Genomic DNA, 25,126 nt, shown 5'->3' on the forward strand with positions numbered 1-25,126 from the left:
GCATCTTGCTCACGCGCTCGCGCAGCCTGGTCGTCGCGGCCTGGATGACCCTGCTGTCGCAGATCATCATCGTCGGCACCGGCGGCGCCGTGCGGCTGACCGGTTCGGGGCTCGGCTGCTCCGAGTGGCCCAACTGCACCCCCGAGTCCTTCACGCCCGTGCCCGAGCAGGGCATCCACGGCCTCATCGAGTTCGGCAACCGCGTGTGGGGCGGCATCGTCGTCGTCGTCGCGGTCGTGATGCTCGTGCTCGCCATCCGCCGGCGCGCGGGGCGCCTCGTCGTGACGCTCGCCGCGCTCGTGCTCGGCCTCACGGTCGCCCAGGCGCTCATCGGCGCCGTGGTCGTGTGGATGCAGCTGCGGCCCGACACCGTCGGCGTGCACTTCCTGCTCTCGGTCGTGCTCGTCGCGCTCTCGGCCGTGCTCGCCTGGAAGGTCGTCGTCGGCCCGTCGGGGCCGCGCACCGCCCCGCGCTGGCAGTCGATCCTCGTGCACGCGATGACGCTCGCGCTCGCCGTCGTGGTGGTCGTGGGCGTGCTCACGACCGGCTCCGGGCCGCACGCGGGCGACGGCGGCGCGGCGCGCAACGGCCTCGACCCCGCGATCATGCAGCACGTGCACGCCGTGCCCGGCTACGTGCTGCTCGCGCTCGTGCTCGCGGTCGTCGTCGCGGCAGCGGCGCGCGGGCCCCGCCTGCACCTGCGCTGGTCCCTCGCGCTGCTCGGCATCGTGCTCGTGCAGATCCTCGTGGGCATCGTGCAGTCCAACACGGGCCTGCCCATCCTGCTCGTCGGCATCCACATGGTGCTCTCGGTCGTGACGACCGCGATCGGCGCGGCGGTCGTGCTGTCGCTGCGGCCCGCGCAGCGCGTCGGCGCGGGCACGGATGCGTCGGGCGCGGCGCCGCGCGCGCGGCGCGGTGCGAATGCGGTCGCCGCGGGCTGATGGCAGGATCGGGCGCATGACGAGCGCCCCCGACTCCCCCGCCGGAGCACGCCCGGAGGACGGCTCGCTCGGCGACGTGCGGCACGGCGCGCGCCTCGGCGTGCTCGACATCGGCTCGAACACCGTGCACCTGCTCATCGTCGACGTGCGGCTCGGCGGCCGCCCGGTGCCGCAGCGGTCGCACAAGCGCACGCTCCGCCTCATGCGCTACCTGCAGGAGGACGGCGCGATCAGCCGCGAGGGCGTCGACGCCCTCCTCGAGGCGATCGGCGAGTGCGCTGCCATCGCGCGCGAGGAGCAGCTCGACGACTTCGTCGTGATGGCGACGAGCGCGATCCGCGAGGCGACGAACGGCGAGGAGGTCGTCGCGCGCGTCGAGCGGAAGGCCGGCGTGACCCTCGACATCCTCTCCGGCCCCGACGAGGCCCGGCTGACGTTCCTCGCGGTGCGCCGCTGGTTCGGCTGGTCGGCCGGCCGCATCCTGCTGCTCGACATCGGCGGCGGCTCGCTCGAGATCGCGATGGGCCAGGACGAGGAGCCCGATGTCGCGCTCTCGGTGCCGCTCGGCGCCGGTCGCAGCACCGTCGGCTTCTTCCACGCCGATCCGCCGTCGGCGGTCGACCAGCGGGCGCTGCGCCTCTACGCGAAGGGCGTGCTCGACGACGCGGTCGCGCGCGTCAAGCCGCACGGCCGCCCCGACCACGTCATCGGCTCGTCGAAGACCATCCGCTCGCTCGCCCGCCTCGCCGGCAACGTGCTGCCGGGCGTCGGCGACGCCGACCGCGCGGTGCTGAGCCGTGCGCAGCTCGACGACTGGGTGCCGCGGCTCGCGAAGATGGATGCGCGCTCCCGCACCGCGCTCCCGGGCATCACGCCCGACCGCACGTTCCAGATCGTCGCGGGCGGCATCGTGCTGTCGGAGACGATGCGCGCGTTCGGCGTCAAGGAGCTCGACGTGAGCCCGTGGGCGCTCCGCGAGGGCCGCCTGCTGCAGATGCTCGACCGCGTCTGACGTCAGCCGTCGCGGTCAGCGCGACACGATCGAGACGACGGCCCAGATGAGCGCGGGGAGCGCCACGGCGGCGGCGACGCCCAGGACGACCCTGCCGACGAGCGTGCCGCGCGGCGATGAGCGCAGCGCGAGGAACCATGGCAGGAGGCGCGGGGCCGCGAGCACGACGAGCGCGCCGACGACCACGGGCAGCGCCGCCATGATCGCCGCGAGCGGCACGAGCGGCGCGGCCGCCACGATCGGCACCGCGAGCAGCAGCCACGTGCGCCACGTCGGTGATCGCAGCGCGCGGCTCACCCGTCCCGCGATCGCCGCGACCGCCGCGCCGTGGAGCACGACGAGGCCGCCGAGCACGAGCACCGAGAGCCAGCCCGGCCCGAGCAGGTCGAAGTCGAGGTTGTCGGCGCGCAGCGGGTCGAGGAACGGCGCGCCGAGCACGAGCAGCAGGCCGCCGTACGCGAGGCCCCCGAGCCGGCCCTGCGGCAGCCAGGGCGCGACGAGCAGGAACAGCGCGCCGGCGATGAGCGCGAGCGGCATCGCGCCGAAGACGACGAACGCCGCGGTGCCCTCGAGCGTGATCTCGCCGATGAGCGCCTGCCCCTCGGTGCGGCGCCCGCGCGACCCGTGCGACGTGATCGCGAGTAGCCGCATCGCCAGCCGTCCGCCGGCGCCCGCGACGAGCACCCCGGGGCCGACGACCGCGGCAGCGAGGAGCATGAGCCAGCGCCCGTAGTGCCCGAGCGCCGCGCGCCGGGACGGCGGCGCGCCGATCGGGGGCGCTGGCTCGAGCAGGCGCTCGCCGCCCCACGCGACGACCGCGGCGACGCCGGCGAGCAGGAGCACGGCGCACACGGCCATCAGGAGCATCGGGCCTCGACTCTGCAGGGGACGATGCGCGCGACTCTAGCGCCGCGGCGCGCGGCGTCCCGTCAGCGGCCGCTCAGGAGGCCGTCAGCCGAGGCTCAGCGAGCCAGAGCGGCAGCAGGACGTCAGAGCGGCAGCAGCGCGTCGACGCCCACCGCGAGGAAGACGAGCGTGAGGTACGTGTTCGACGCGTGGAAGACCCGCATCGCGCGCAGCTCGCGCACGCCCCGGATCGCGCGGCTGTAGAGCGCGTGCGCCTCGGCGACGAACCAGCCGCCCGCGAGGAGCGCGACGGCCGAGTACAGCAGTCCCATGCCGCCCACCGGGATCAGCAGGAGCGTGCACGCGAGCGACGCCCACGCGTACAGGATCACCTGGATGCCCACCATCGGCTTGCCGCGCAGCACGCCGAGCATCGGCACGTCGGCGGCCTCGTAGTCGTCGCGGTACTTCATCGACAGCGGCCAGTAGTGCGCCGGGGTCCAGAGGAAGACGAGGGTGAAGAGGATCCAGGCGGGCCAGTCGAGCGTGCCCGTGACGCCCGCCCAGCCGATCACGACCGGGAAGCATCCCGCGATGCCGCCCCACACGATGTTCTGCTCGGTGCGGCGCTTGAGCAGCATCGTGTAGATCAGCACGTAGAAGGCGATCGCCGCGACCGAGAGCGCCGCCGCGAGCCATGTCGCGAACACGCCGAGCACGACCGTCGAGACGACCGCCATGCTCCACGCGAACACGCGCGCCTCGGTCACCGACAGGGTGCCGGTGACGAGCGGGCGCTGCTGCGTGCGGTGCATCACGCGGTCGATGTCGCGATCGAGGATCATGTTGAACGCGTTCGCGCTGCCTGCGCTCAGGAAGCCGCCGACGAGCGTCGCGACGAGCGCGCCGATCGGCGGCACGCCGCCGGCCGCGAGGAACATCGTCGGGAGCGCGGTGACGAGCAGCAGCTCGATCACGCGCGGCTTCGTGAGCGCGACGTACGCCTTCGCCTTGACCGCGAGCCTCGTCCCCCGTCGCCCCGCATCCGTCGGCGTGCTGACGCCAGGAGTGGTCGCAGTGGACATGCAGGGAGATCCGATCAGGACGGGGCCGGCGAGGGGGCCGGAGGCCAGCCACCATCCTAGCCGACGTCCGCGGAGCGCATGCGGGAATCGCACCGGGGGCGGATGCGCTGCCTCACTATGCTGGACGGGTCGCATCCGTCCGCCCCGTCGCGGTCCCGCTGTGCGCGCGATCGCCCGAAGAAGGAGCCTCTTTGGCACTCGATTGGACCACCAACGACCAGCAGGCCGTCGACACAGCACGCGTGCTGGCCGCCGACGCCGTCGAGAAGGTCGGCAACGGCCACCCCGGCACCGCGATGAGCCTGGCGCCCGTCGCGCACCTGCTCTTCCAGAAGGTGATGGACCGCGACCCCGCCGACGAGCGGTGGCTCGGCCGCGACCGCTTCATCCTGTCGGTCGGGCACTCGTCGCTCACGCAGTACATCCAGCTGTACCTCACGGGGTCCGGCCTCGAGAAGCACGACATCGAGTCGCTGCGCACCTGGGGCTCGCTGACCCCCGGCCACCCCGAGTACGGGCACACGAAGGGCGTCGAGATCACGACCGGCCCGCTCGGCCAGGGGCTCGCCTCGGCCGTCGGCTTCGCGTACGCGCAGCGCTTCGAGCGCCAGCTGCTCGACCCCGACACCCCGGACGGCGAGAGCCCGTTCGACCACTACACCTACGTGATCGCCGGCGACGGCGACCTGCAGGAGGGCGTCACGAGCGAGGCCGGCTCGCTCGCGGGCCACCAGCAGCTCGGCCGCCTCATCGCGATCTACGACTCCAACGCGATCTCGATCGAGGACGACGTCGACATCGCGTTCACCGAGGACGTCCAGGCGCGCTACGAGGCGTACGGCTGGCAGGTGCTCGAGGTCTCGTGGCGCAAGGGCGACGGCCCCCTCGGCTCGGAGTACGTCGAGGACGTCGAGGCGCTCCACGCGGCGATCGAGCAGGGCAAGGCCGAGACCGCGAGGCCCACCCTCATCGTGCTCAAGACGATCATCGGCTGGCCGGCGCCGAACAAGCAGGGCACGGGCAAGATCCACGGCTCGAAGCTCGGCGCCGACGAGGTCGCGGCCGTCAAGGAGGTGCTCGGCTTCGACCCCGAGCAGACCTTCCAGGTCGACGACGCCGTCATCGCGTACACGCGCCGCAACGCGCAGGAGCGCGCCGCGGAGGCGCGCGGTGCGTGGCAGGAGCGCTTCGACGCTTGGGCCGCCGCGAACCCCGAGCGCAAGGCGCTGCTCGACCGCCTCCTCTCGGGCGCGCTGCCCGAGGGCGTGGAGGACGCGCTGCCCGTGTTCGAGGCCGGCACCGAGGTCTCGACCCGCGCGGCGTCCGGCAAGGCGCTCAACGCGCTCGCCGACGTCGTGCCCGAGCTCTGGGGCGGCTCGGCCGACCTCGCCGAGTCGAACAACACGACGCTCGAGGGCAAGGGGTCGTTCGCCCCGGCCGAGCACGGCACGAAGGCGTGGCCCGACGCATCCGCCGCCGGCCGCACGATGCACTTCGGCATCCGCGAGCACGCCATGGCCGCGATCCTGAACGGCATCGTGCTGCACGGGCCGACGCGCCCCTACGGCGGCACGTTCCTGATCTTCAGCGACTACCAGCGCCCGGCGCTGCGGCTCGCGGCGCTCATGGGCGTGCACCCCGTCCACGTGTGGACGCACGACTCCGTCGCGCTCGGCGAGGACGGCCCGACGCACCAGCCGATCGAGCAGCTCGCGACGCTCCGCGCGATCCCGGGCTTCGAGATCGTGCGCCCCTCCGACGCGAACGAGACCGCGTGGGCGTGGAAGACGATCCTCGAGCGCCGCGACCGGCCGGTCGGCATCGCCCTCACCCGCCAGAACATCCCGGTGCTCGAGCGCGGCGATGGCGACGCGACGGGCGACACGCTCGCCCACGCGTCGAACGTGGCCAAGGGCGCCTACGTGCTCGCCGAGGCCGACGGCGGCACGCCCGACGTGCTGCTCATCGCGACGGGCTCCGAGGTGCAGCTCGCGCTCGCCGCGCGCGAGCAGCTGCGCGCCGACGGCATCGCCGCCCGCGTCGTCGCGGCGCCGTCGCTCGAGTGGTTCGCCGAGCAGTCCGACGAGTACCGCGAGTCGGTGCTCCCGGCCGCCGTGCGCGCGCGCGTCTCGGTCGAGGCCGGCTCGGCGCTCTCGTGGCACGGGATCGTCGGCGACGCCGGCCGATCGGTCGCGATCGACCACTTCGGCGCGAGCGCCGACTGGCAGACGCTCTTCCGCGAGTTCGGCTTCACGGCGGAGGCCGTGGTCGAGGCGGCTCGCGCATCCATCGAGGCGGCCCGCTGAGCGGGCCGGGCAGGAGGCAGAGAATGAACGAGAACACCCGGGCCCTGAGCGACGCCGGCGTCAGCATCTGGCTCGACGACCTGTCGCGGCAGCGCATCACGAGCGGCAACCTCGCCGAGCTCATCGCCGAGCGGGACGTCGTGGGCGTCACGACGAACCCGACGATCTTCGCCAACGCGATCGCCGCCGGGGAGTCCTACGAGGCCGCGGTGCAGGAGCTCGCGGCGAGCGGCGCGGAGGTCGACGAGGTCATCACGGCCCTCACGACCGAGGACGTCGCGCAGGCGTGCGATCTCTTCGCCGACGTCTACGCATCCACCGGCGGCGTCGACGGCCGCGTCTCGATCGAGGTCGAGCCGGGCCTCGCCCGCGACACCGAGGGCACGATCGCGCAGGCCGCGATGCTGCACGAGCGCGTCGGCCGCGAGAACGTGCTCATCAAGATCCCCGCGACCCAGGAGGGCCTCGAGGCGATCGCGGCGACGACGGCGGCGGGCATGAGCGTCAACGTGACGCTCATCTTCTCGCTCGACCGGTACCGCGACGTCATCAACGCCTACCTCACGGGGCTCGAGCGGGCGCAGCAGGCGGGGCACGACCTCTCGAAGATCCACTCGGTCGCGTCGTTCTTCGTCTCGCGCGTCGACACCGAGATCGACAAGCGGCTCGACGCGATCGGCACCGAGGAGGCGACGGCGCTGCGGGGCAAGGCGGGCATCGCCAACGCGCGCCTCGCGTACCGCGTGTGGCTCGAGGCGTTCAGCACCGAGCGCGCGCTCACGCTGCTCGAGGCCGGTGCCAACACGCAGCGCCCGCTGTGGGCGTCGACAGGGGTCAAGGACCCGGCGCTGCCCGACACGCTCTACGTCACCGAGCTCGTCGCGCCGCAGACGGTCAACACGATGCCCGAGAAGACGCTCGAGGCGGTCGCCGACCACGGCCGGATCGCCGGCGACGCCATCGCCGGCACGTTCGAGGAGGCCGAGGCCGTGCTCGACGCGCTCGAGGCCGTCGGCGTCTCCTACACCGAGGTCGTCGAGCTGCTCGAGACCGAGGGCCTCGAGAAGTTCGACGCCTCCTGGGGCGAGCTCGTCCAGACCGTGCGCGAGCACATGAGCCCCGCGGGAGCCCAGGCATGACGTTCATCATCGCGGCCTCCGGGGCCGCCGCCGAGGCGATCGACCGCGTCGTGCCGCAGCTCGTCGCCGACGGCGTCGCGGGGCGGCTCGTCGCCGGCGACGCGACGCTCTGGGGCGAGGCCGCCGAGGCCGAGGCCTCGATCCGGCTCGGCTGGGTCGAGGCTGCCGCGGGCTCGCGCGGGCTCGTCGACGACGTCGAGGCGCTCCGCAGGCAGCTGCGCGAGCGCGGCGTCGACCGCATCGCCCTCGCGGGCATGGGCGGCTCGTCGCTCGCGCCCGAGGTGATCACGCGCACCGAGGGCGTCGACCTCACGGTGCTCGACTCGACCGACCCCGACCAGGTGCGCCGCGCGCTCCGCGACGGGCTCGACCGCACCGCGCTCGTCGTCTCCTCGAAGTCGGGCTCGACGCTCGAGACCGACAGCCAGCGGCGCGCCTTCGAGGCGGCGTACCGCGACGCGGGCATCGACCCCGCCGAGCGGATCATCGTCGTCACCGACCCCGGCTCGCCGCTCGACGCCGACGCCCGCCGCGCGGGCTACCGCGTCTTCAACGCCGACCCCAACGTCGGCGGCCGCTACTCGGCGCTCACCGCGTTCGGCATCGTGCCGTCGGCGCTCGCCGGCGTCGACGTGCGCGAGCTCATCGACGAGGCGATCGCCGTGCTGCCGGAGATCAGCGAGGATGCCGAGCACAACCCGGGCCTGCGGCTCGCGGCGGCGATCGCGGGCACGCGGCCGCTGCGCGACAAGACGGGCATCGTCGCCGACGGCACGCACATCGTGGGCCTCGGCGACTGGGCCGAGCAGCTCATCGCCGAGTCGACCGGCAAGGAGGGCCTCGGCCTGCTGCCGATCGTGCTCGAGAAGCGAGCGCCCGAGCTCTCCGCAGGTCTCGACGACCTGCAGGTCGTGCGGCTCGTGGGCTCGGCCCGCGACGCGCGCGAGGTCGCCGAGGGCGAGGTCGAGGTCGCGGGCACGCTCGGCGCGCAGCTGCTCGTGTGGGAGTTCGCGGTCGCCGTCGCGGGCCGCCTCCTCGGCATCAACCCGTTCGACCAGCCCGACGTCGAGTCGGCCAAGGTCGCGGCGCGCGGTCTGCTCGACTCGCTCGAGCCCGCCGCTGCGCCCGTGGCGACGGATGCGGGCATCGAGGTGCGCGGCACCGACGGCGTCGCGCTCGACACGGTCGACGCATCCATCGACGCCCTCCTCGCCCAGCTGGGCGAGGGCGGCTACCTCGCGATCCACGCCTACCTCGACCGGATCGGGCAGCCGCGCTTCGAGCGCCTGCGCGCGGCGTTCGCCGCTCGCACCGGCCGGCCGGTGACGTTCGGCTGGGGACCGCGCTTCCTGCACTCGACCGGGCAGTACCACAAGGGCGGCACGCCGAACGGCGTCTTCCTGCAGCTGCTCGGCCAGCCGCACGAGGACCTCGCGATCCCGGGCCGCCCGTTCACGTTCGGCCAGCTGATCCAGGCGCAGGCGTCCGGCGACGCGAGCGTGCTCGCCGAGCACGGCCGCCCCGTGCTGACGCTCACGCTCGACGACCTCGACGAGGGCCTCGACCGGCTCCTCGCCGCCGCATCGCGATGACCGGCACCTCGACCGGGGCCGCGCAGCCGGCCCCGGTCGCGGGCGCGGGCGCGGGTGCGGTGATCGCGGCCGGCAGCAACCCGCTGCGCGACCCGAGCGACCAGCGCCTCACGCGCATCCCCGGACCCAACGCGATGACGTTCTTCGGCGTCACGGGCGACCTCGCGCGCAAGAAGCTGCTGCCGGCGGTCTACGACCTCGCCAACCGGGGCCTGCTGCCGCCGGGCTTCGGGCTCGTCGGCTTCGGCCGCCGCGACTGGAGCCACGAGCAGTTCGCCGACGTCGTGCGCGAGGCGGTGCAGCAGCACGCCCGCACCTCGTTCCGCGAGTCGGTGTGGCGGCAGCTCGCCGAGGGCATCCGGTTCGTGCAGGGCGACTTCGACGACGACGCGGCCTTCGACCGGCTCGCCGAGGTGCTCGCCGAGCTCGACCGCACGCGCGGCACGATGGGCAACCACGCCTTCTACCTGTCGATCCCGCCGAACGCCTTCCCGCTCGTGACCCAGCAGCTCAAGCGCTCCGGGCTCGCCGAGGGCGACGGCGACCGCTGGCGCCGCGTGGTGATCGAGAAGCCGTTCGGCCACGACCTCGCCTCCGCGCGCGAGCTCAACGACGTCGTCGAGTCGGTCTTCCCCGCCGACAGCGTCTTCCGCATCGACCACTACCTCGGCAAGGAGACGGTGCAGAACATCCTCGCGCTGCGCTTCGCGAACGCGCTGTGGGAGCCGATCTGGAACGCCAACCACATCGACCACGTCCAGATCACGATGGCCGAGGACATCGGCGTCGGCGGCCGCGCCGGCTACTACGACGGCATCGGCGCCGCGCGCGACGTGATCCAGAACCACCTGCTGCAGCTCTTCGCCCTCACGGCGATGGAGGAGCCGGTGTCGTTCGACGCCGCCGACCTGCGGGTCGAGAAGGAGAAGGTGCTGCGCGCCGCGCGCGTGCCGCTCCCCCTCGAGCACTCGACGGCCCGCGGGCAGTACGGCGGCGGCTGGCACGGCGGCGGGCAGGTGCTCGGCTTCCTCGACGAGGAGGGCATGCGCCCCGACTCCGCGACCGAGACCTATGCGGCGATCAAGCTCGAGGTCGACACGCGCCGCTGGTCGGGCGTGCCGTTCTACCTGCGCGCCGGCAAGCGGCTCGGGCGCCGCGTCACCGAGATCGCGATCGTCTTCAAGCGCGCGTCGCAGTACCTCTTCGAGGCCTCCGACCTGCGCACCATGAGCGAGAACGCGCTCGTGATCCGCGTGCAGCCCGACGAGGGCGTCTCGATGCGCTTCGGCTCGAAGGTGCCGGGCCCCGGCATGCACGTGCGCGACGTGACGATGGACTTCGGCTACGGCCACGCCTTCACCGAGGAGAGCCCCGAGGCGTACGAGCGGCTCATCCTCGACGTGCTGCTCGGCGACCCGCCGCTCTTCCCCCGCCACGAGGAGGTCGAGCTCTCCTGGAGGATCCTCGACCCGATCGAGGAGCACTGGGAGGCCGAGGGCGGCCCCGTCGAGCAGTACCAGCCCGGATCGTGGGGCCCGCGCAGCGCCCACGAGCTGCTCGCGCGCGACGGCAGGCACTGGAGGCGCCCGTGATCATCCGACTCTCCCGCACCACGACCGCTGAGGTGCAGCGGCGCATGCTCGAGATCCGCGAGGAGGGCGGCGTCGTCGCGCTCGGCCGCGTGCTGACGCTCGTCGTCCACACGCAGATCGGGCACGAGGAGGAGGCGATCCGGGCGGCCAACCAGGCCTCTCGCGAGCACCCGATGCGCGTGCTGGTCGTCTCCCGCAACCCCGATCACATCAACGCCCGCGAGGAGGCGCGGCTCGACGCCGAGCTGCGCGTGGGCGCCGACGCGGGCGCGAGCGAGGTCGTGCTGCTGCAGTGCTACGGCGAGCTCGGCTCGCACCTGCTCGGCATCGTGCAGGGGCTGCTGCTGCCCGACGCGCCGGTCGTGGCCTGGTGGCCGACGTTCATGCCCGAGACGCCCTCGGCGTCGCAGCTCGGGCAGATCTCGCAGCGCCGCATCACCGATTCCGGCAAGCAGGCGGATCCGCACGCGGCGATCCTCACGCTCGCCGGCTGCTACACGCCGGGCGACACCGACCTCGCGTGGACGCGGCTGACGAACTGGCGGGCGCACCTCGCGGCGCTGCTCGACCAGCCGCCGTACGAGCCGGTGAGCTCGGTCGCGGTAAGCGGCGACCTGGCCAACCCGAGCGTGCACCTCATGGCGGCGTGGCTGCGGCTGCGCCTGCAGGTGCCGGTCGAGAAGCTCGAGGCCGGCGACACCCCGACCGGCTCGAGCGGCCTGCACGCGGTGCAGCTGCGGCGCACGAGCGGCGACTCGTCTCTCACGCGCGTGCGCGACTCGGTCGGCGTGCTCGAGCAGCCCGGCCAGCCGGCGCACCACGTGGCGCTGTCGACGCGCGCGCTCCAGGATCAGCTCGCCGAGGAGCTGCGGAAGCTCGATCCCGACGACATGTACCGTCAGGTGCTGCAGTCGATCGCAGAGGAGCCGAGATGACCGTCATCGTCCACCCCGACCGCGCGAGCCTCGTCGGGCAGACCGCCGACCGGCTCGCCGCGCTGCTGGCCGAGCTCACCGAGGCCCAGGGCAGGGCGACGATCGCCCTGACGGGCGGCTCGGTCGGCATCGAGCTGCTCGCCGCGCTCGCCGACCGCGCTGTCGACTGGGAGCGCGTGCACGTGACGTGGAGCGACGAGCGCTTCGTGCCGGCCGACTCCCCCGACCGCAACGCCCGGCAGGCGCGCGAGGCGCTGCTCGACCGCGTGCCGATCCCCGCGGGCAACGTGCACGAGCTGCCCGCCGCCGCCGGTCCTGGCGTCGGTGACGCCGGCCTCGACGACGCCGCCGCGGCGGCGAGCGCGATGCTCGCGGAGCTCGGGCAGATCGACCTGACGCTCCTCGGCATGGGGCCGGATGCGCACATCGCGTCGCTCTTCCCGGGCCACCCGGGCGTGCACGAGCCGGGCGTCGGGGTCATCGCCGTGCGCGACTCCCCCAAGCCCCCGCCCGAGCGCATCAGCTTCACCGTCGGTGCGATCACCGCCTCGGACCGCGTCTGGCTCGTCGTCGCCGGCGGCGACAAGGCCGAGGCCGTCTCGCTCGTGCGCGGCGGCGCGGCGCCGGAGGCGGCACCCGCGGTCACCGCAGCGGGCCGCCGCGAGACGCTCATGCTGCTCGACGCCGAAGCGGCCGCCCTCCTGGAGGAGGACGGCCGCTAGCGGCTCGGTCGGGGTCGCCTCAGCCGCGGCCCTCGGCGGAGCGCAGCTTCTGCAGCGCCTCCTCGAGCAGCTCGGCGGCCTCCTCGGGCGTGCGGCGCTCCTTCACGTACGCGAGGTGCGTCTTGTACGGCTCGTTCTTCGCCACCTGCGGCGGGTTGTCCTTGTCGCGGCCGGCCGGCAGACCGGTCGACGGCGAGTCGATGACCTCGGGGATCTCATCCTCGGGCAGGTCGGCCGCGAAGTAGCGGACCGTCTCGTTGCCCATCGCGTCCCAGTACGAGACCGCCACGCGCTCGGCGTGGAAGCCGCGGTCCTGCTCGCCCATGGGGCCCGCGCCGACGCGCGAGCCGCGGATCGCACTGCCTCCCGACGCCATCAGAGGCTCGCGAACTTCGTGATGAGGCCGAGCACGACGATCGAGGCGACCCATGCGAGGCTCACGACGACCGTGATCGTGTTGAGGTTGCGCTCAGCGACACCCGACGAGCCGATCGACGAGCCGACGCCGCCGCCGAACATGTCGCTCAGGCCGCCGCCGCGACCCTTGTGCAGCAGGATGAACAGCGTCAGCAGCACCGACGTGATGCCGAGGATCACCTGCATGATGATCTGGAGAATCTCCACAGGGCTCTCTTTCCGAATGCGGGCACGACCGAACAGGGCCGTGCGGAGTGCAACGTCCATCCTACCGCAGGTCTTCCCCGCGGCTGCGGAGGTCAGGTACCGACGTGCTGGCGGAAGCGGGCGATCGCCGCGAACTCCGCCGCGTCGAGGCTCGCGCCGCCCACGAGGGCGCCGTCGATGTCGGCCTCGCGCATGAAGCCGGCGATGTTGCCCGACTTGACGCTGCCGCCGTACAGGATCCGGGTCGCCGCCGCAGCCTCGTCGCCGCGCACCTCGGCGAGCACCCGCCGCAGCGCCTGGCACACCTGCTGCGCCTGCTCGCTCGTGGCAGCCTGGCCGGAGCCGATCGCCCAGACCGGCTCGTAGGCGACGACGATCTCGCCCGCCTCGGGGAGCTCGGCGAGCACGTCGCGCAGCTGCTGCACGGGCACGGCGCTCGCGCCGTGCTGCTCGAGGTCCTCGGCCGTCTCCCCCACGCAGATCACCGGCGTGACCCCGTGCCGCATGGCGGCGGCGGCCTTCTTGCCGATGAGCGCATCCGTCTCGCCGTGGTCCTGCCGGCGCTCGGAGTGCCCGACGATCGCGTACGAGCACTCGAGCTTCGCGAGCATCGCCGCCGACACCTCGCCGGTGTGGGCGCCCGAGTCGTGCTGCGAGACGTCCTGCGCGCCGAAGCGCAGCTCGAAGCGCTCGGCGGAGATGAGGGTCTGCACGCTGCGCAGGTCGGTGAACGGCGGGAAGACCGCCACCTCGACCTGCGAGTGGTCGTGCTTGCCGTCCTGCAGGGTCCACGCGAGCTTCTGCACGAGCGCGATCGCCTGCAGGTGATCCTGGTTGAGCTTCCAGTTGCCCGCGATGAGCGGGATGCGGTCTGCCATCAGTGTCCTTCCCAGCCGAGTGCCTCGAGTCCCGGCAGCCGTGCGCCCTCGAGGAACTCGAGGCTCGCGCCGCCGCCGGTGGAGATGTGCCCGAAGTCGTCGTCGGCGAAGCCGAGCTGGCGCACGGCGGCCGCGGAGTCGCCGCCGCCCACCACCGCGAGGCCGTCGACCTCGGTGAGCGCCTGCGCGACCGAGCGCGTGCCGGCCGCGAACGCCGGCATCTCGAACACGCCCATCGGGCCGTTCCAGAAGACGGTGCGCGCGTCGCGGATCGCGTCCGCGAACGCTGCGGCGGAGGCCGGGCCGATGTCGAGGCCGATGCCGGAGGCGCCGAAGCGCGACGACTCGATCGCGTCGGCCGCGACCGTCTCGTGCTCGGCGTCGGCGTCGAACGCGGCCGCGACGACGACGTCGGTCGGCAGCAGCAGCTGCACGCCCAGCTCGTCGGCGCGCTGCAGGTAGCCGCGCACCCGCTCGAGCTGGTCCTCCTCGAGGAGGCTCGCGGCGACGCCGTGGCCCTGCGCGGCGAGGAACGTGAAGAGCATGCCGCCGCCGATGAGCAGGCGGTCGACGCGCGGCAGCAGGTGCTCGATGACGCCGAGCTTGTCGCTCACCTTGGAGCCGCCGAGCACGACGGCGTAGGGGCGCTCGGGCGTCTCGGTCAGGCGGGAGAGCACGTCGAGCTCGCGCTCGACGAGCAGGCCCGCGGCGCTCGGGAGCGCCGCGGCCACCTCGAACACGCTCGCCTGCTCGCGGTGGACGACGCCGAAGCCGTCGGAGACGAACGCGTCGGCGCCGGCGGCGAGCTCGGCGGCGAACGCCTCGCGCTCCGCGGCGTCCTTGCTCGTCTCGCGGGGGTCGAAGCGCAGGTTCTCGAGCAGCGCGAGCTGCCCGTCCTGCAGCGCGGCGCGCACGCGTGCCGCGTCGTCGCCGACGGTGTCGGTCGCGAACGCGACCTCGGCGCCGAGCAGCTCGCCGAGCCGCTCCGCGACGGGCGCGAGCGAGTACTGCGCCTCGGGCGCGCCCTTCGGGCGGCCGAGGTGCGACATCGCCACCACCTTCGCGCCCTGCTCGAGCAGGGCGCGAAGGGTGGGCAGCGAGGCGACGATCCGCCCCTCGTCGGTGATGCGCGCATCCTGCAGCGGCACGTTGAAGTCGCAGCGGATGAGGACGGTCTTCCCGGCGAGGTCGCCGAGCGAGTCGAGGGTGCGGATCGCCATCGGGATCAGAGCTTCGCGCCGACGTGCGCCGCGAGGTCGACGAGGCGGCAGGAGTAGCCCCACTCGTTGTCGTACCACGACGAGATCTTCACCTGGTCGCCCATCACGCGGGTCAGGCCCGAGTCGAAGATCGACGAGTGCGGGTTGCCGACGATGTCGGCCGAGACGATCTCGTCCTCCGTGTACTGCAGGAAGCCCTTGAGCGGACCCGACTCGGCGGCTGCGCGGTAGGCGGCGTTCACCTCGTCGACCGTGAGTCCGTCGCGGGTCGTGACGGTGAGGTCGGTGATCGAGCCCGTCGGCGTCGGCACCCGCAGCGCGTAGCCGTCGAGCAGGCCGTTGAGCTCGGGCAGCACGAGGCCGATCGCCTTCGCGGCGCCGGTCGAGGTCGGGATGATCGACAGCGCGGCCGCGCGGGCGCGGCGCAGGTCGCTGTGGGGCCCGTCCTGCAGGTTCTGGTCCGCCGTGTAGGCGTGCACGGTCGTCATGAGGCCGCGCTCGATGCCGAACGACTCGTGGAACACCTTCGCGAGCGGCGCGAGGCAGTTCGTGGTGCACGACGCGTTCGAGATGACGTGGTCGGTCTCGGGGTCGTAGTCCTCGTGGTTGACGCCCATCACGAACGTCGGGGCCGGGCCCTTCGCGGGAGCGGAGAGGATGACCTTCTTCGCGCCGGCCTCGAGGTGCGCCGAGGCGGCGTCGACCTTCGTGAAGCGGCCGGTCGACTCGATGACGACGTCGACGTCGAGCTCGCCCCACGGGAGCTTGCTCGGGTCCTTCTCCTCGAGGGCGCGGAACTGGTCGTCGCCGACGCTGATCGTGCCCTCGTCGAACGTGACGGGCGCGTCGATCACGCCCGCGACCGAGTCGTACTTGAGCAGGTGGGCGAGCGTCTTGTTGTCGGTGAGATCGTTGACCGCGACGATGTCGATGTCAGCGCCCTGGGCAAGCGCTGCACGGACGAAGTTGCGGCCGATCCGACCGAAGCCGTTGATGGCTACCTTCAGAGTCATGGGATGGTCTTCCTGACTGTCGGGATGGAAGGGCCCCGGGCGCGGTGCCCGGGGCCCCGGTCACATGGTGACGGTGGTCAGCGGGTGATGAGCCCCGCGGTCTGCGCCTTCGCCGCGTCGAAGCGGGCCTGGGCGTCCTGCCAGTTGACGATGTTCCAGAACGCCTTGACGTAGTCGGCCTTGACGTTGAGGTAGTCGAGGTAGAACGCGTGCTCCCACATGTCGAGCATGAGGATGGGGTGCGCGCCGACGGGCACGTTGCCCTGCTGGTCGAAGAGCTGGAACACGTTGAGGCGCGCAGCGATCGAGTCCCAAGCGAGCACCGACCAGCCGGAGCCCTGGATGCCCGTCGCGTTCGCCGTGAAGTGCGCCTTGAACTTCGCGAAGTCGCCGAAGAACTCGCCGATCGCGGCCTGCAGCTCGCCCTCGGGCTCGCCGCCGCCGTCGCCCGAGAGGTTGTTCCAGAAGACGGTGTGGTTGGTGTGCCCGCCGAGGTTGAACGCGAGGTCCTTCTCGAGCTTGTTCACGTTCGCGAAGTCGTCGGCGTCGCGAGCGGCCTGCAGCTTCTCGAGCGCGGTGTTCGCGCCGTCGACGTACGCCTTGTGGTGCTTGTCGTGGTGCAGCTCCATGATCTTGGCGGAGATGTGGGGCTCGAGCGCTGCGTAGTCGTACGGCAGCTCGGGAAGGGTGTAGACGGCCATGGCTGGCTCTCCTCTCTCGCGCGGAACGCGCCGATTGGTCGCTTCGATCCTATCCACGGCGACCTCCGCCGAGGCTGGTCGCTCAGACGTCGATGTCCTCCGGGACCGCGGCCTCGGTGCTGGGGATCCCGCGGTCCTGCGCGGCGCGGTCGGCCATCGCGAGCAGGCGGCGGATGCGGCCGGCGACGGCGTCCTTCGTCATCGTCGGCTGGGCGAGGTGGCCGAGCTCGTCGAGGCTCGCATCGCGGTGCTCGAGGCGGAGCCTCCCGGCGTACGCGAGGTGCTCGGGCACCTCCGGCCCGAGGATCTCGAGGGCGCGCTCGATGCGGGCGCACGCGGCCACGGCGGCCTGGGCGCTGCGCCGCAGGTTGGCGTCGTCGAAGTTGACGAGCCGGTTGGCGGTCGCGCGCACCTCGCGGCGCTGCCGCAGCTCGGCCCACGCCTGCACCGTCTCGTGGGCGCCCATGGTCGTGAGCATGCGCGAGATGGGCTCGCCCTCGCGGATCACGACGCGGTGCGCGCCGCGCACCTCGCGCGACTTCGCGGGCACGCCGAGCCGGCTGGCCGCGCCGACGAGGGCCATCGCGGCCTCGTTGCCCGGGCAGACGACCTCGAGCGCCGCCGAGCGCCCCGGGTCCGAGAGCGAGCCGTTCGCGAGGAACGCGCCCCGCCAGATGCCGGCGAGGTCCTCGAGCGAGCCGGTCGTGACCTTGTTCGGCAGGCCGCGCACGGGCCGGCGCCGCGCATCCATGAGCCCGGTCTGCCGCGCGAGCGTCTCGCCCTCGGCGATGACGCGCACGAGGTACGCGCCGCTCTGGCGGTTCGAGCCCGAGGAGATCTTCGCGATCTCGGCGCGCACGCCGTAGAGCTCGAGGATGCTCCGCGCGAGTCGCCGCGCGGCCGCGGCGGAGTCGAGCTCGCTCTCGACCGCGACGCGGTTCGAGATCACGTGCAGGCCCCCGGCGAAGCGCAGCAGCGTCGCCACCTCTGCCGCCTTCGTCTGGGGTCGCGTCACGCGCACCCGCGCGAGCTCCTCCTTGACGTCGTCGGTCAGTGCCACGCCAGCTCCTCTCGTCATTCGCGCCCCAGATCCCGGTGCTTCACCGCGACGCGCAGGCCGGGGGTGCCGTTGAGGCGCCCCGCCAGGTGCTCGGCCATCGCGACCGAGCGGTGCTTGCCACCGGTGCACCCTACGCCCAGGACGGCGTGCAGCTTGTTCTCGCGGGCGAAACCCGCGAGCACGGGCCCCAGCGCCTCGATGTAGCGATCGGCGAACTCGGCCGCGCCCTCCTGCTGCAGCACGTAGTCGCGCACGACGGCCTCGGTGCCGTCGTGGCCGCGCAGCTCGGGCATCCAGAAGGGGTTCGGGAGGAAGCGCATGTCGGCGATGAGGTCGGCGTCGACCGGCAGCCCGTACTTGAAGCCGAAGCTCATCACCGTGAGCGTCACCTCGAGCTCGCCCCCGGGCGCGAAGCGCTCCCCCACGCGGGTGGTGAGCTGGTGCGGGTTGAGCCCCGTGGTGTCGAGCAGGTCGTCGGCCATGCCGCGCAACGACTCGAGGCGCGTGCGCTCCATGCGGATGCCGTCGAGGATCGTGCCGTCGCCCTGTAGCGGGTGCGGGCGGCGCACCTGCTCGTAGCGGCGCACGAGCTCGGCGTCGCTCGCCTCGAGGAAGAGCACGCGCACCTGGTGCTCGGCGCGGAGCATCTCGACGAAGCGGCGCGCGTCGTCGAAGAGGGCGCCGCCGCGGACGTCGACGACGATGGCGAGCTTCGGCTCGGTGCTCGCGTTCCCCGCCGCCGTGCGCACGAGCGCCCGGAGCATCGTCGGAGGCAGGTTGTCGACGACGAACCAGCCGAGATCCTCCAGCGCGTTGGCGACGGTCGTGCGGCCCGCACCGGACATCCCGGTGATGATGACGATCTCTCTGGCGTTCACGACTGCGATCCCTGTCCCTCGGCTGGTGCGCCCATCGTATCGGCGCCCAGTCGTCGCGCGACGGCCTGTGCGAGCGCCGGCCCGATGCCGGGCACCTCCGCGAGCTCCTCCGGGGCGGCGGCGCGCACGCGCTTCGCGGAGCCGAAGTGCCGCAGCAGCGCGCGCACGCGCGCCGGCCCGAGGCCCGGGATGCCGCTCAGCTGCGACTCGATCGCGCTCGAGCGCTTGACGCGCTGGTAGCTGATCGCCACCCGGTGGGCCTCGTCGCGCAGCCGCTGCACGAGGTAGAGGGCCTCGCTCGTGCGCGGCAGGATCACCGGGTACTCGTCGTCGGGGAGCCAGAGCTCCTCGAGCCGCTTCGCGATGCCGGCGAGCGCGATGCCGCGCACGCCCGCCTCGTCGAGCGCCCGCTTCGCCGCCTGCACCTGCGGCCGTCCGCCGTCGACGAGCAGCAACTGGGGCGTATAGGCGAATCGGGTGCCGGAGTCCTCGGGGTCTCCCTCGACGATGTACCGCGCCCGCCGGGTGATCACCTGGTGGATGGAGTCGGTGTCGTCGGTCGTCTGCGCGATCGCGAACTTGCGGTACTGGTCCTTGCGCGGCAGGCCGTCCTCGAAGACGACCATCGAGGCGACCACGCCCGTGCCGCCGAGGTGCGAGACGTCGAAGCACTCGATGCGCAGCGGCGCCTCGGCCATGCCGAGCGCCTCCTGCAGGTCGGCGAGGGCCTGCGAGCGCGTGACGTAGTCGCTCGTGCGCTTCGTGCGCGCGACCTGCAGCGCGTGCGCGGCGTTCACCGTCGCCGAGTCGGCGAGCTTGCGCTTCTCCCCGCGCTGCGGCACCCGCACGACGACGCGGCCCGGGAGGCCGTGCTCGCCTCGGCGCTCGGTGAGCCACGTCTCGACCTCGTGCACCGAGTCCGGCTGGCGCGGCAGCAGCACCTCGCGGGCCGGCGGATCGCCCGCCTCGTAGGCGATGCGCATGATCTGCGTGGCGAGCTCGCCGTCGGTGAGATCGATCTCGGTGTCGACGACCCACGACTTCGTGCCGCGGATGCGGCCCCCGCGCACCGCGAACAGGTGCACGGCGGCGCTCAGCTCGTCGTGCACGAGGCCGAAGACGTCGGCGTCGACGTGGTCGGAGAGCACGACGCTCGTGCGCTCGAGCACCGACTCGAGCGCGGCGAGCTGGTCGCGGAGCCGCGCGGCCCGCTCGAACTCGAGCCGGGCGCTCGCCCGCTGCATCTCCTCCCGCACGCGGTCGACGAACTCCTGGTCGCCGCCGTTCATGAACGCGACGAGGTCGCGGGCCGTCGCCCGGTGCTCGTCGAGCGTGACGCGGCCGACGCACGGCGCCGAGCACTTGCCGATGTCGCCGAGCAGGCACGGCCGCCCGGTGCGCTCGGCGCGATCGTAGACGGATTGGCTGCACGACCGCATCGGGAACGCCTTGAGCAGCAGGTCGAGGGTCTCGCGGATGGCCCAGACCTTCGTGTACGGCCCGAAGTAGCGCGCGCCCCGGATGCCGCGATTGCGCGTGATCATCGCGCGCGGCACGTCGTCGCCCATCGTCACCGCGAGGTACGGGTAGGACTTGTCGTCCCGGAACTGCACGTTGAACGGCGGCTCGTACTCCTTGATCCAGGTGAACTCGAGCTGCAGCGCCTCGAACTCGCTCGCGACGATCGTCCACTCGACGCGCACGGCGGTGAGCACCATGCGCCGGGTGCGCTCGTGCAGCGTCTCGAGCGGCTGGAAGTAGTTCGAGAGCCGCTGTCGCAGGTTCTTCGCCTTGCCGACGTAGAGCACGCGCTCGTGCTCATCGCGGAACCGGTAGACGCCCGGAGCGGTCGGGATGGTGCCGGGCGCCGGCTTGTACGGCACCGTGCGGGAGCCCGCCGGGCGGCTCATCGCACGCCTGCGCCCAGGATCTCCTTCAGGAAGCCGCCGGTGAAGCTCTCCGGCACCTCCGCGACCTCCTCGGGCGTGCCCGTCGCGACGATCGTGCCGCCGCCCGAGCCGCCCTCCGGGCCGAGGTCGATGATCCAGTCGGCGCTCTTGATGACGTCGAGGGCGTGCTCGATCGTGAGGACGGTGTTGCCCTTCTGCACGAGCCCGTCGAGCACCTCGAGCAGCTTGCGCACGTCGTCGAAGTGGAGACCGGTCGTGGGCTCGTCGAGCACGTAGATCGCGCGCCCCGACGTGCGCCGCTGCAGCTCGGTCGCGAGCTTCACGCGCTGGGCCTCGCCGCCCGAGAGCGTCGTCGCGGACTGCCCGAGCCGCACGTAGCCGAGCCCCACGTCGACGAGCGTCTTGAGGTAGCGGTGGATCGACGAGATGGGTGCGAAGAACTCGGCGGCCTCCTCGATCGGCATCGCGAGCACGTCGGCGATCGACTTGCCCTTGTAGTGCACCGAGAGCGTGTCGCGGTTGTAGCGCTGCCCGTGGCAGACCTCGCACTCGACGTACACGTCGGGCAGGAAGTTCATCTCGATCTTGAGCGTGCCGTCGCCCTGGCACGCCTCGCAGCGCCCGCCCTTGACGTTGAACGAGAACCGCCCGGCGAGGTAGCCGCGCGCCTTCGCCTCCGCCGTCTCGGCGAAGAGGTTGCGGATCTTGTCGAACACGCCCGTGTACGTCGCGGGGTTCGAGCGCGGGGTGCGGCCGATCGGGCCCTGGTCGACGTGCACGACCTTGTCGAGGTGGTGCAGACCGGTGACGCGCGTGTGCTTCGCCGGCACCTGGCGGGCGCCGTTGAGCGCGTTCGCGAGCACCTTGTGCAGGATGTCGTTCACGAGCGTCGACTTACCGGAGCCCGACACGCCCGTGACGGCGACGAAGACGCCGAGCGGGATGTCGACGTCGATCGACTGGAGGTTGTTGGCGCGCGCGCCCTCGATCCGCAGCATCCGCTCGGGGTCGATCGGGCGCCGCTCGGCGGGCACCGGGATGCGCTCGCGGCCCGCGAGGTAGGCGCCCGTCAGGGACGCCTGGTTCTCGATGAGCTCGTCGTAGCTGCCGGAGTGCACGACCTCGCCGCCGTGCTCACCGGCGCCCGGACCGATGTCGACGATCCAGTCGGCGGTGCGGATGGTGTCCTCGTCGTGCTCGACGACGATGAGCGTGTTGCCGAGGTCGCGCAGCGCCTCGAGCGTCGAGATGAGCTTGCGGTTGTCGCGCTGGTGCAGGCCGATCGAGGGCTCGTCGAGCACGTAGAGCACGCCCGTGAGCCCCGCGCCGATCTGCGTGGCGAGGCGGATGCGCTGCGCCTCGCCGCCTGAGAGGGTCGCGGCCGCGCGCGCGAGCGTGAGGTAGCCGAGCCCAACCCGGATGAGGAAGTCGAGCCGTGCGCGGATCTCGCGCAGCACGGCCGCCGCGATCGTCGCCTCGCGCTCATCGAGCTCGAGCCCGTGCATGTACGCCTGCGCGTCGGTGAGGCTCATCTCGGCGACGGTCGAGATGGACATGCCGTGCACGAGCACGGCGAGCACCTCGGGCTTGAGCCGTGCGCCGCCGCACTCCGGGCACGGCACCTCGCGCAGGAACTCGGCGTGCTTCGAGCGCACCCAGTCGCTGTCGGCCTCGGCGTGCTTGCGCTGGATGTAGGGCATGACGCCCTCGTACCCGGAGGCGTACTTGAGGGTGCGCCCGTACCGGTTGCGCCACTGCACCATGACGTTGCCCTCGGTGCCGTGCAGCACGACCTGCTGCACGTCGGCGTCGAGCTCGTTCCACGGGGTGTCGAGCGAGAAGCCCATCTCCTTCGCGAGGCCCGTCAGCAGGCGCTCGAAGTACGTGTAGAGGCCCTTGCCCGACTGCGTCCACGGCAGGATCGCGCCGTCGCGGATCGAGAGCGCCTCGTCGGCGATCACGAGGTCGGGGTCGGCGGCCATGCGCGTGCCGATGCCGGTGCACTCGGGGCACGCGCCGAAGGGGGCGTTGAACGAGAACGTCCGCGGCTCGATCTCGGTGAGCGCGACGGGGTGCCGGTTGGGGCACGAGAGCTTCTCGCTGAAGGTGCGGCGGCGCTCCGGGTCGGCCTCGTCGAGGTCGACGTAGTCGATCGTGACGAGCCCGTCGGCGAGCCGCAGCGCCGTCTCGAGCGAGTCGGTGAGGCGCGAGAGCATCCCGGGCTCCGCGACGAGGCGGTCGACGACGACCGAGATGTCGTGCTTGACCTGCTTCTTGAGCGCCGGGGCTTCGGCGAGCTGCACGAGCTCGCCGTCGATGACGGCGCGCGAATAGCCGGTGGCGACGAGGTTGCGGAGCAGGTCGGCGAACTCGCCCTTCTTCTGCTGCACGACGGGCGCGAGGATCTGGAACCGCGTGCGCTCGGGCAGCTCCATGAGCTCGTCGGCGATCTGCTGCACGGTCTGCCGCTGGATGCGCTCGCCGCACACGTGGCAGTGCGGCACGCCGATGCGCGCCCACAGCAGGCGCATGTAGTCGAACACCTCGGTGATCGTGCCGACGGTGGAGCGCGGGTTGCGGTTCGTGGACTTCTGGTCGATCGAGACCGCGGGGCTCAGCCCCTCGATGAAGTCGACGTCGGGCCGGTCGACCTGGCCGAGGAACTGCCGCGCGTAGGCCGAGAGCGACTCGACGTAGCGGCGCTGCCCCTCGGCGAAGATCGTGTCGAACGCGAGCGACGACTTGCCCGAGCCCGAGAGCCCCGTGAAGACCACCAGCGCGTCGCGCGGGATGCGCAGATCGACGTCCTTGAGGTTGTGCTCGCGCGCGCCGCGCACGTGCAGCTCGGGGGTGCTGGTGGTGGTGATCGTCACCGAACAAGTCTACGTTCGACCACCCACACGTCCCCCGGGCGTTCGCGCTCGGCTCACCCCGCGATGCGGCCGATCGCCTCGTCGACCGCCACGGCGTCGCCCTCCGCGGCCCGGTGCTCGAGCGTTCCGCCCCGGTGCGCGAGCGCGCGCGTCTCCATCTTCATCGCGTCGAGCACCGCGAGCTCGTCGCCGGCCTCGACGCGGGCGCCGTCGGCGACGAGCCAGCGCACGAGGGTGCCTGGCACGGGGGCCGCGACCGCCTCCGGATCCGTCGCGCCCAGCGCATCCGCTGCGTCCTGCACGCGCGGAGCCGACGGGGAGACGCCCGCGGCCGCCGCGAGCGCCCCGGGCGGCAGGCCCAGCACGACCCGGCGCCCGTCGATCTCGATCGGCACGCGCCGCAGCGCTTCGGCGGGCGCTGGCGCGGGACGATCCTGGAGCGCGAGCCGCGGCATGAGCTCGGCCTCGATCCACTGCGTCGAGACGGCGAAGCCCGCTGTCGAGAAGTCGGGCTCGTCGAGCAGCGCCTCGGCGAACGGCGCCACCGTCGCGATGCCCGTCACCTCGAGCTCCCGCAGCGCCCGCCGCAGCCGCACGAGTGCCGCATCGCGATCCGCGCCGTGCACGATGAGCTTGGCGGCGAGCGAGTCGAACGCGGCCTCCACGCGGTCGCCCGCCTCGACCCCCGCATCCCATCGCACGCCGGGACCGCCGGGCACGCGCAGCGCGGTGATTCGGCCCGGGCTGGGCAGGAAGCCGCGGCCCGGATCCTCGGCGTTGAGGCGCAGCTCGATCGCGTGGCCGACGGGCGGCGGCGTGCCGCCGATCGAGGGCCCCTCCCCCTCGGCGATGCGCAGCTGCTCGCGCACGAGGTCGACGCCCGTGACGGCCTCGGTGACCGGATGCTCGACCTGCAGGCGCGTGTTCACCTCGAGGAACGAGATGGTGCCGTCGGCGCCCAGCAGGAACTCCACCGTGCCCGCGCCCCGGTAGTCGACCGCGGCGCAGATGTCGCGGGCAGCGGCGTGGATGCGGTCACGCTGTGCCGCGGTGAGGCCCGGCGCGGGCGCCTCCTCGACGAGCTTCTGGCTGCGACGCTGCAGCGAGCAGTCGCGGTCCCCCACCACCACGACCCGGCCTCGGCCGTCCCCGAGCACCTGCACCTCGACGTGCCGCGGCCGCTCGAGGTAGCGCTCGATGAAGCACTCGCCGCGGCCGAACGCCGCGATGGCCTCCCGCGTCGACGAGCCGAACGCATCCGCCACCTCGTCGATCGTCCGCGCGACCTTGAGCCCGCGGCCGCCGCCGCCGAACGCCGCCTTCACGACGACCGGCAGCCCGTGCTCGCGCGCGAAGGCGACGGCGTCGTCGGCGCCTGCGAGCGGCCGGTCGGTGCCTGCGGCGAGCGGCGCGCCCGCCTGCTGCGCGATGCGGCGCGCGGTCACCTTGTCGCCGAGGGCCTCGATGCTCTCGGGCGTCGGGCCGATCCAGGTGAGCCCCGCCTCCTCGACCGCCTGCGCGAAGTCGGCGCTCTCCGAGAGGAAGCCGTAGCCGGGGTGCACGGCGTCGGCGCCGCTCGCGCGGGCGGCGGCGAGCAGCGAGGGGATGCTCAGGTAGGTCTCGGATGCGGTGGTGCCGCCGAGCGCGAAGGCCTCGTCGGCGAGGCGCACGTGCATCGCGTCGACATCCTGGTCGGCGTAGACGGCGACCGAGCGATACCCCGCCTCGGCGCAGGCGCGCGCGATGCGGACCGCGATCTCGCCGCGGTTGGCGATGAGGATCTTCTGCACGGTGGT

The 25,126-nt window shown here is 72.8% G+C and carries 21 protein-coding genes; 8 read left to right on the forward strand and 13 right to left on the reverse strand.

Features of this window, described 5'->3' with window-relative positions; all coding sequences use genetic code 11:
* The first annotated feature begins 5 nt into the window (after nt 1-5).
* Both BLT67_RS00885 and BLT67_RS00890 read left to right on the forward strand, forming a co-directional pair.
* On the forward strand, nt 6-944 hold the full coding sequence (locus tag BLT67_RS00885; protein ID WP_172801952.1) for a COX15/CtaA family protein: 939 nt from the start codon (nt 6-8) through the stop codon (nt 942-944).
* Between the two features lie 16 nt (nt 945-960).
* The gene (locus tag BLT67_RS00890) at nt 961-1,956 is read left to right on the forward strand and encodes a Ppx/GppA phosphatase family protein (protein ID WP_092664918.1); all 996 of its coding nucleotides are present in this window, start codon (nt 961-963) and stop codon (nt 1,954-1,956) included.
* Between the two features lie 15 nt (nt 1,957-1,971).
* On the opposite strand, the gene BLT67_RS00895 is transcribed toward BLT67_RS00890, so the two are convergent.
* Nucleotides 1,972-2,823 (reverse strand): hypothetical protein, encoded by an 852-nt coding sequence (locus tag BLT67_RS00895; protein ID WP_092664921.1) that lies wholly within the window; start codon nt 2,821-2,823, stop codon nt 1,972-1,974.
* Nucleotides 2,824-2,945: 122 nt separating this feature from the next.
* Nucleotides 2,946-3,887, reverse strand: coding sequence for a heme o synthase (locus tag BLT67_RS00900; protein ID WP_092664925.1), 942 nt, complete (start codon nt 3,885-3,887; stop codon nt 2,946-2,948).
* 191 nt (nt 3,888-4,078) lie between these two features.
* Between BLT67_RS00900 and tkt the strand changes: the two genes are divergently transcribed.
* The 6 genes from tkt to pgl are packed head-to-tail and all read left to right on the forward strand — an operon-like array spanning nt 4,079 to nt 12,173.
* The gene (gene tkt, locus BLT67_RS00905; RefSeq protein WP_092664928.1) at nt 4,079-6,193 is read left to right on the forward strand and encodes a transketolase; all 2,115 of its coding nucleotides are present in this window, start codon (nt 4,079-4,081) and stop codon (nt 6,191-6,193) included.
* 23 nt (nt 6,194-6,216) lie between these two features.
* Nucleotides 6,217-7,332, forward strand: coding sequence for a transaldolase (tal, locus tag BLT67_RS00910; protein WP_092664931.1), 1,116 nt, complete (start codon nt 6,217-6,219; stop codon nt 7,330-7,332).
* Nucleotides 7,329-8,924, forward strand: a complete 1,596-nt coding sequence (locus tag BLT67_RS00915; protein ID WP_092664934.1) for a glucose-6-phosphate isomerase — start codon at nt 7,329-7,331, stop codon at nt 8,922-8,924. Before tal ends, BLT67_RS00915 begins: the two co-directional genes overlap by 4 nt.
* Nucleotides 8,921-10,516, forward strand: a complete 1,596-nt coding sequence (zwf, locus tag BLT67_RS00920) for a glucose-6-phosphate dehydrogenase (RefSeq protein WP_092664938.1) — start codon at nt 8,921-8,923, stop codon at nt 10,514-10,516. Before BLT67_RS00915 ends, zwf begins: the two co-directional genes overlap by 4 nt.
* A complete protein-coding gene (locus BLT67_RS00925) occupies nt 10,513-11,451 on the forward strand; it encodes a glucose-6-phosphate dehydrogenase assembly protein OpcA (RefSeq protein ID WP_092664941.1) in 939 nt (312 codons plus the stop codon). The genes zwf and BLT67_RS00925 overlap by 4 nt, the downstream gene beginning before the upstream one ends.
* Nucleotides 11,448-12,173: a 6-phosphogluconolactonase gene (gene pgl / locus BLT67_RS00930; protein WP_092664944.1), complete on the forward strand. Its 726-nt coding sequence runs from the start codon at nt 11,448-11,450 to the stop codon at nt 12,171-12,173. The genes BLT67_RS00925 and pgl overlap by 4 nt, the downstream gene beginning before the upstream one ends.
* Before the next feature lie 19 nt (nt 12,174-12,192).
* On the opposite strand, the gene BLT67_RS00935 is transcribed toward pgl, so the two are convergent.
* The 11 genes from BLT67_RS00935 to BLT67_RS00985 all read right to left on the reverse strand — a co-directional run bounded on the left by BLT67_RS00935 (nt 12,193) and on the right by BLT67_RS00985 (nt 25,120).
* Complete coding sequence (locus BLT67_RS00935; RefSeq protein ID WP_031223206.1) at nt 12,193-12,549, reverse strand: RNA polymerase-binding protein RbpA; 357 nt, start codon at nt 12,547-12,549, stop codon at nt 12,193-12,195.
* A complete protein-coding gene (secG, locus tag BLT67_RS00940; protein ID WP_092664947.1) occupies nt 12,549-12,797 on the reverse strand; it encodes a preprotein translocase subunit SecG in 249 nt (82 codons plus the stop codon). The genes BLT67_RS00935 and secG overlap by 1 nt, the downstream gene beginning before the upstream one ends.
* 92 nt (nt 12,798-12,889) lie before the next feature.
* Nucleotides 12,890-13,675 (reverse strand): triose-phosphate isomerase, encoded by a 786-nt coding sequence (tpiA, locus tag BLT67_RS00945; RefSeq protein ID WP_092664950.1) that lies wholly within the window; start codon nt 13,673-13,675, stop codon nt 12,890-12,892.
* Nucleotides 13,675-14,895 (reverse strand): phosphoglycerate kinase, encoded by a 1,221-nt coding sequence (locus BLT67_RS00950; RefSeq protein WP_092664953.1) that lies wholly within the window; start codon nt 14,893-14,895, stop codon nt 13,675-13,677. The genes tpiA and BLT67_RS00950 overlap by 1 nt, the downstream gene beginning before the upstream one ends.
* Before the next feature lie 5 nt (nt 14,896-14,900).
* Nucleotides 14,901-15,908 carry a type I glyceraldehyde-3-phosphate dehydrogenase gene (gap, locus tag BLT67_RS00955; RefSeq protein WP_092664956.1) on the reverse strand — a complete coding sequence of 336 codons (1,008 nt, stop codon included), beginning with the start codon at nt 15,906-15,908 and terminating at the stop codon, nt 14,901-14,903.
* A 77-nt stretch (nt 15,909-15,985) separates the two neighbouring features.
* Complete coding sequence (locus BLT67_RS00960) at nt 15,986-16,609, reverse strand: superoxide dismutase (RefSeq protein WP_092664959.1); 624 nt, start codon at nt 16,607-16,609, stop codon at nt 15,986-15,988.
* 82 nt (nt 16,610-16,691) lie between these two features.
* Entirely contained in the window at nt 16,692-17,669 is a 978-nt protein-coding gene (gene whiA / locus BLT67_RS00965; RefSeq protein WP_092664962.1) for a DNA-binding protein WhiA, read from the reverse strand.
* Between the two features lie 14 nt (nt 17,670-17,683).
* The gene (rapZ, locus tag BLT67_RS00970) at nt 17,684-18,547 is read right to left on the reverse strand and encodes an RNase adapter RapZ (protein WP_407922509.1); all 864 of its coding nucleotides are present in this window, start codon (nt 18,545-18,547) and stop codon (nt 17,684-17,686) included.
* On the reverse strand, nt 18,544-20,457 hold the full coding sequence (gene uvrC, locus BLT67_RS00975; protein ID WP_092664965.1) for an excinuclease ABC subunit UvrC: 1,914 nt from the start codon (nt 20,455-20,457) through the stop codon (nt 18,544-18,546). The genes rapZ and uvrC overlap by 4 nt, the downstream gene beginning before the upstream one ends.
* On the reverse strand, nt 20,454-23,330 hold the full coding sequence (gene uvrA, locus BLT67_RS00980) for an excinuclease ABC subunit UvrA (protein ID WP_092664968.1): 2,877 nt from the start codon (nt 23,328-23,330) through the stop codon (nt 20,454-20,456). The genes uvrC and uvrA overlap by 4 nt, the downstream gene beginning before the upstream one ends.
* Nucleotides 23,331-23,383: 53 nt before the next feature.
* The gene (locus BLT67_RS00985) at nt 23,384-25,120 is read right to left on the reverse strand and encodes an ATP-binding protein (protein WP_092664973.1); all 1,737 of its coding nucleotides are present in this window, start codon (nt 25,118-25,120) and stop codon (nt 23,384-23,386) included.
* Between the last annotated feature and the right edge of the window lie 6 nt (nt 25,121-25,126).

This window comes from Agrococcus carbonis, from assembly GCF_900104705.1.
Taxonomy (GTDB): domain Bacteria; phylum Actinomycetota; class Actinomycetes; order Actinomycetales; family Microbacteriaceae; genus Agrococcus; species Agrococcus carbonis.

Bases quoted from the DNA above. Each gene is read 5' to 3' on its own strand.
- BLT67_RS00890 (WP_092664918.1), top strand. From the start codon at position 961: ATGACGAGCGCCCCCGACTCCCCCGCCGGAGCACGCCCGGAGGACGGC.
- BLT67_RS00895 (WP_092664921.1), bottom strand. From the start codon at position 2,823: ATGCTCCTGATGGCCGTGTGCGCCGTGCTCCTGCTCGCCGGCGTCGCC.
- BLT67_RS00900 (WP_092664925.1), bottom strand. From the start codon at position 3,887: ATGTCCACTGCGACCACTCCTGGCGTCAGCACGCCGACGGATGCGGGG.
- tal (WP_092664931.1), top strand. From the start codon at position 6,217: ATGAACGAGAACACCCGGGCCCTGAGCGACGCCGGCGTCAGCATCTGG.
- BLT67_RS00915 (WP_092664934.1), top strand. From the start codon at position 7,329: ATGACGTTCATCATCGCGGCCTCCGGGGCCGCCGCCGAGGCGATCGAC.
- zwf (WP_092664938.1), top strand. From the start codon at position 8,921: ATGACCGGCACCTCGACCGGGGCCGCGCAGCCGGCCCCGGTCGCGGGC.
- pgl (WP_092664944.1), top strand. From the start codon at position 11,448: ATGACCGTCATCGTCCACCCCGACCGCGCGAGCCTCGTCGGGCAGACC.
- BLT67_RS00935 (WP_031223206.1), bottom strand. From the start codon at position 12,549: ATGGCGTCGGGAGGCAGTGCGATCCGCGGCTCGCGCGTCGGCGCGGGC.
- tpiA (WP_092664950.1), bottom strand. From the start codon at position 13,675: ATGGCAGACCGCATCCCGCTCATCGCGGGCAACTGGAAGCTCAACCAG.
- BLT67_RS00950 (WP_092664953.1), bottom strand. From the start codon at position 14,895: ATGGCGATCCGCACCCTCGACTCGCTCGGCGACCTCGCCGGGAAGACC.
- gap (WP_092664956.1), bottom strand. From the start codon at position 15,908: ATGACTCTGAAGGTAGCCATCAACGGCTTCGGTCGGATCGGCCGCAAC.
- BLT67_RS00960 (WP_092664959.1), bottom strand. From the start codon at position 16,609: ATGGCCGTCTACACCCTTCCCGAGCTGCCGTACGACTACGCAGCGCTC.
- uvrC (WP_092664965.1), bottom strand. From the start codon at position 20,457: ATGAGCCGCCCGGCGGGCTCCCGCACGGTGCCGTACAAGCCGGCGCCC.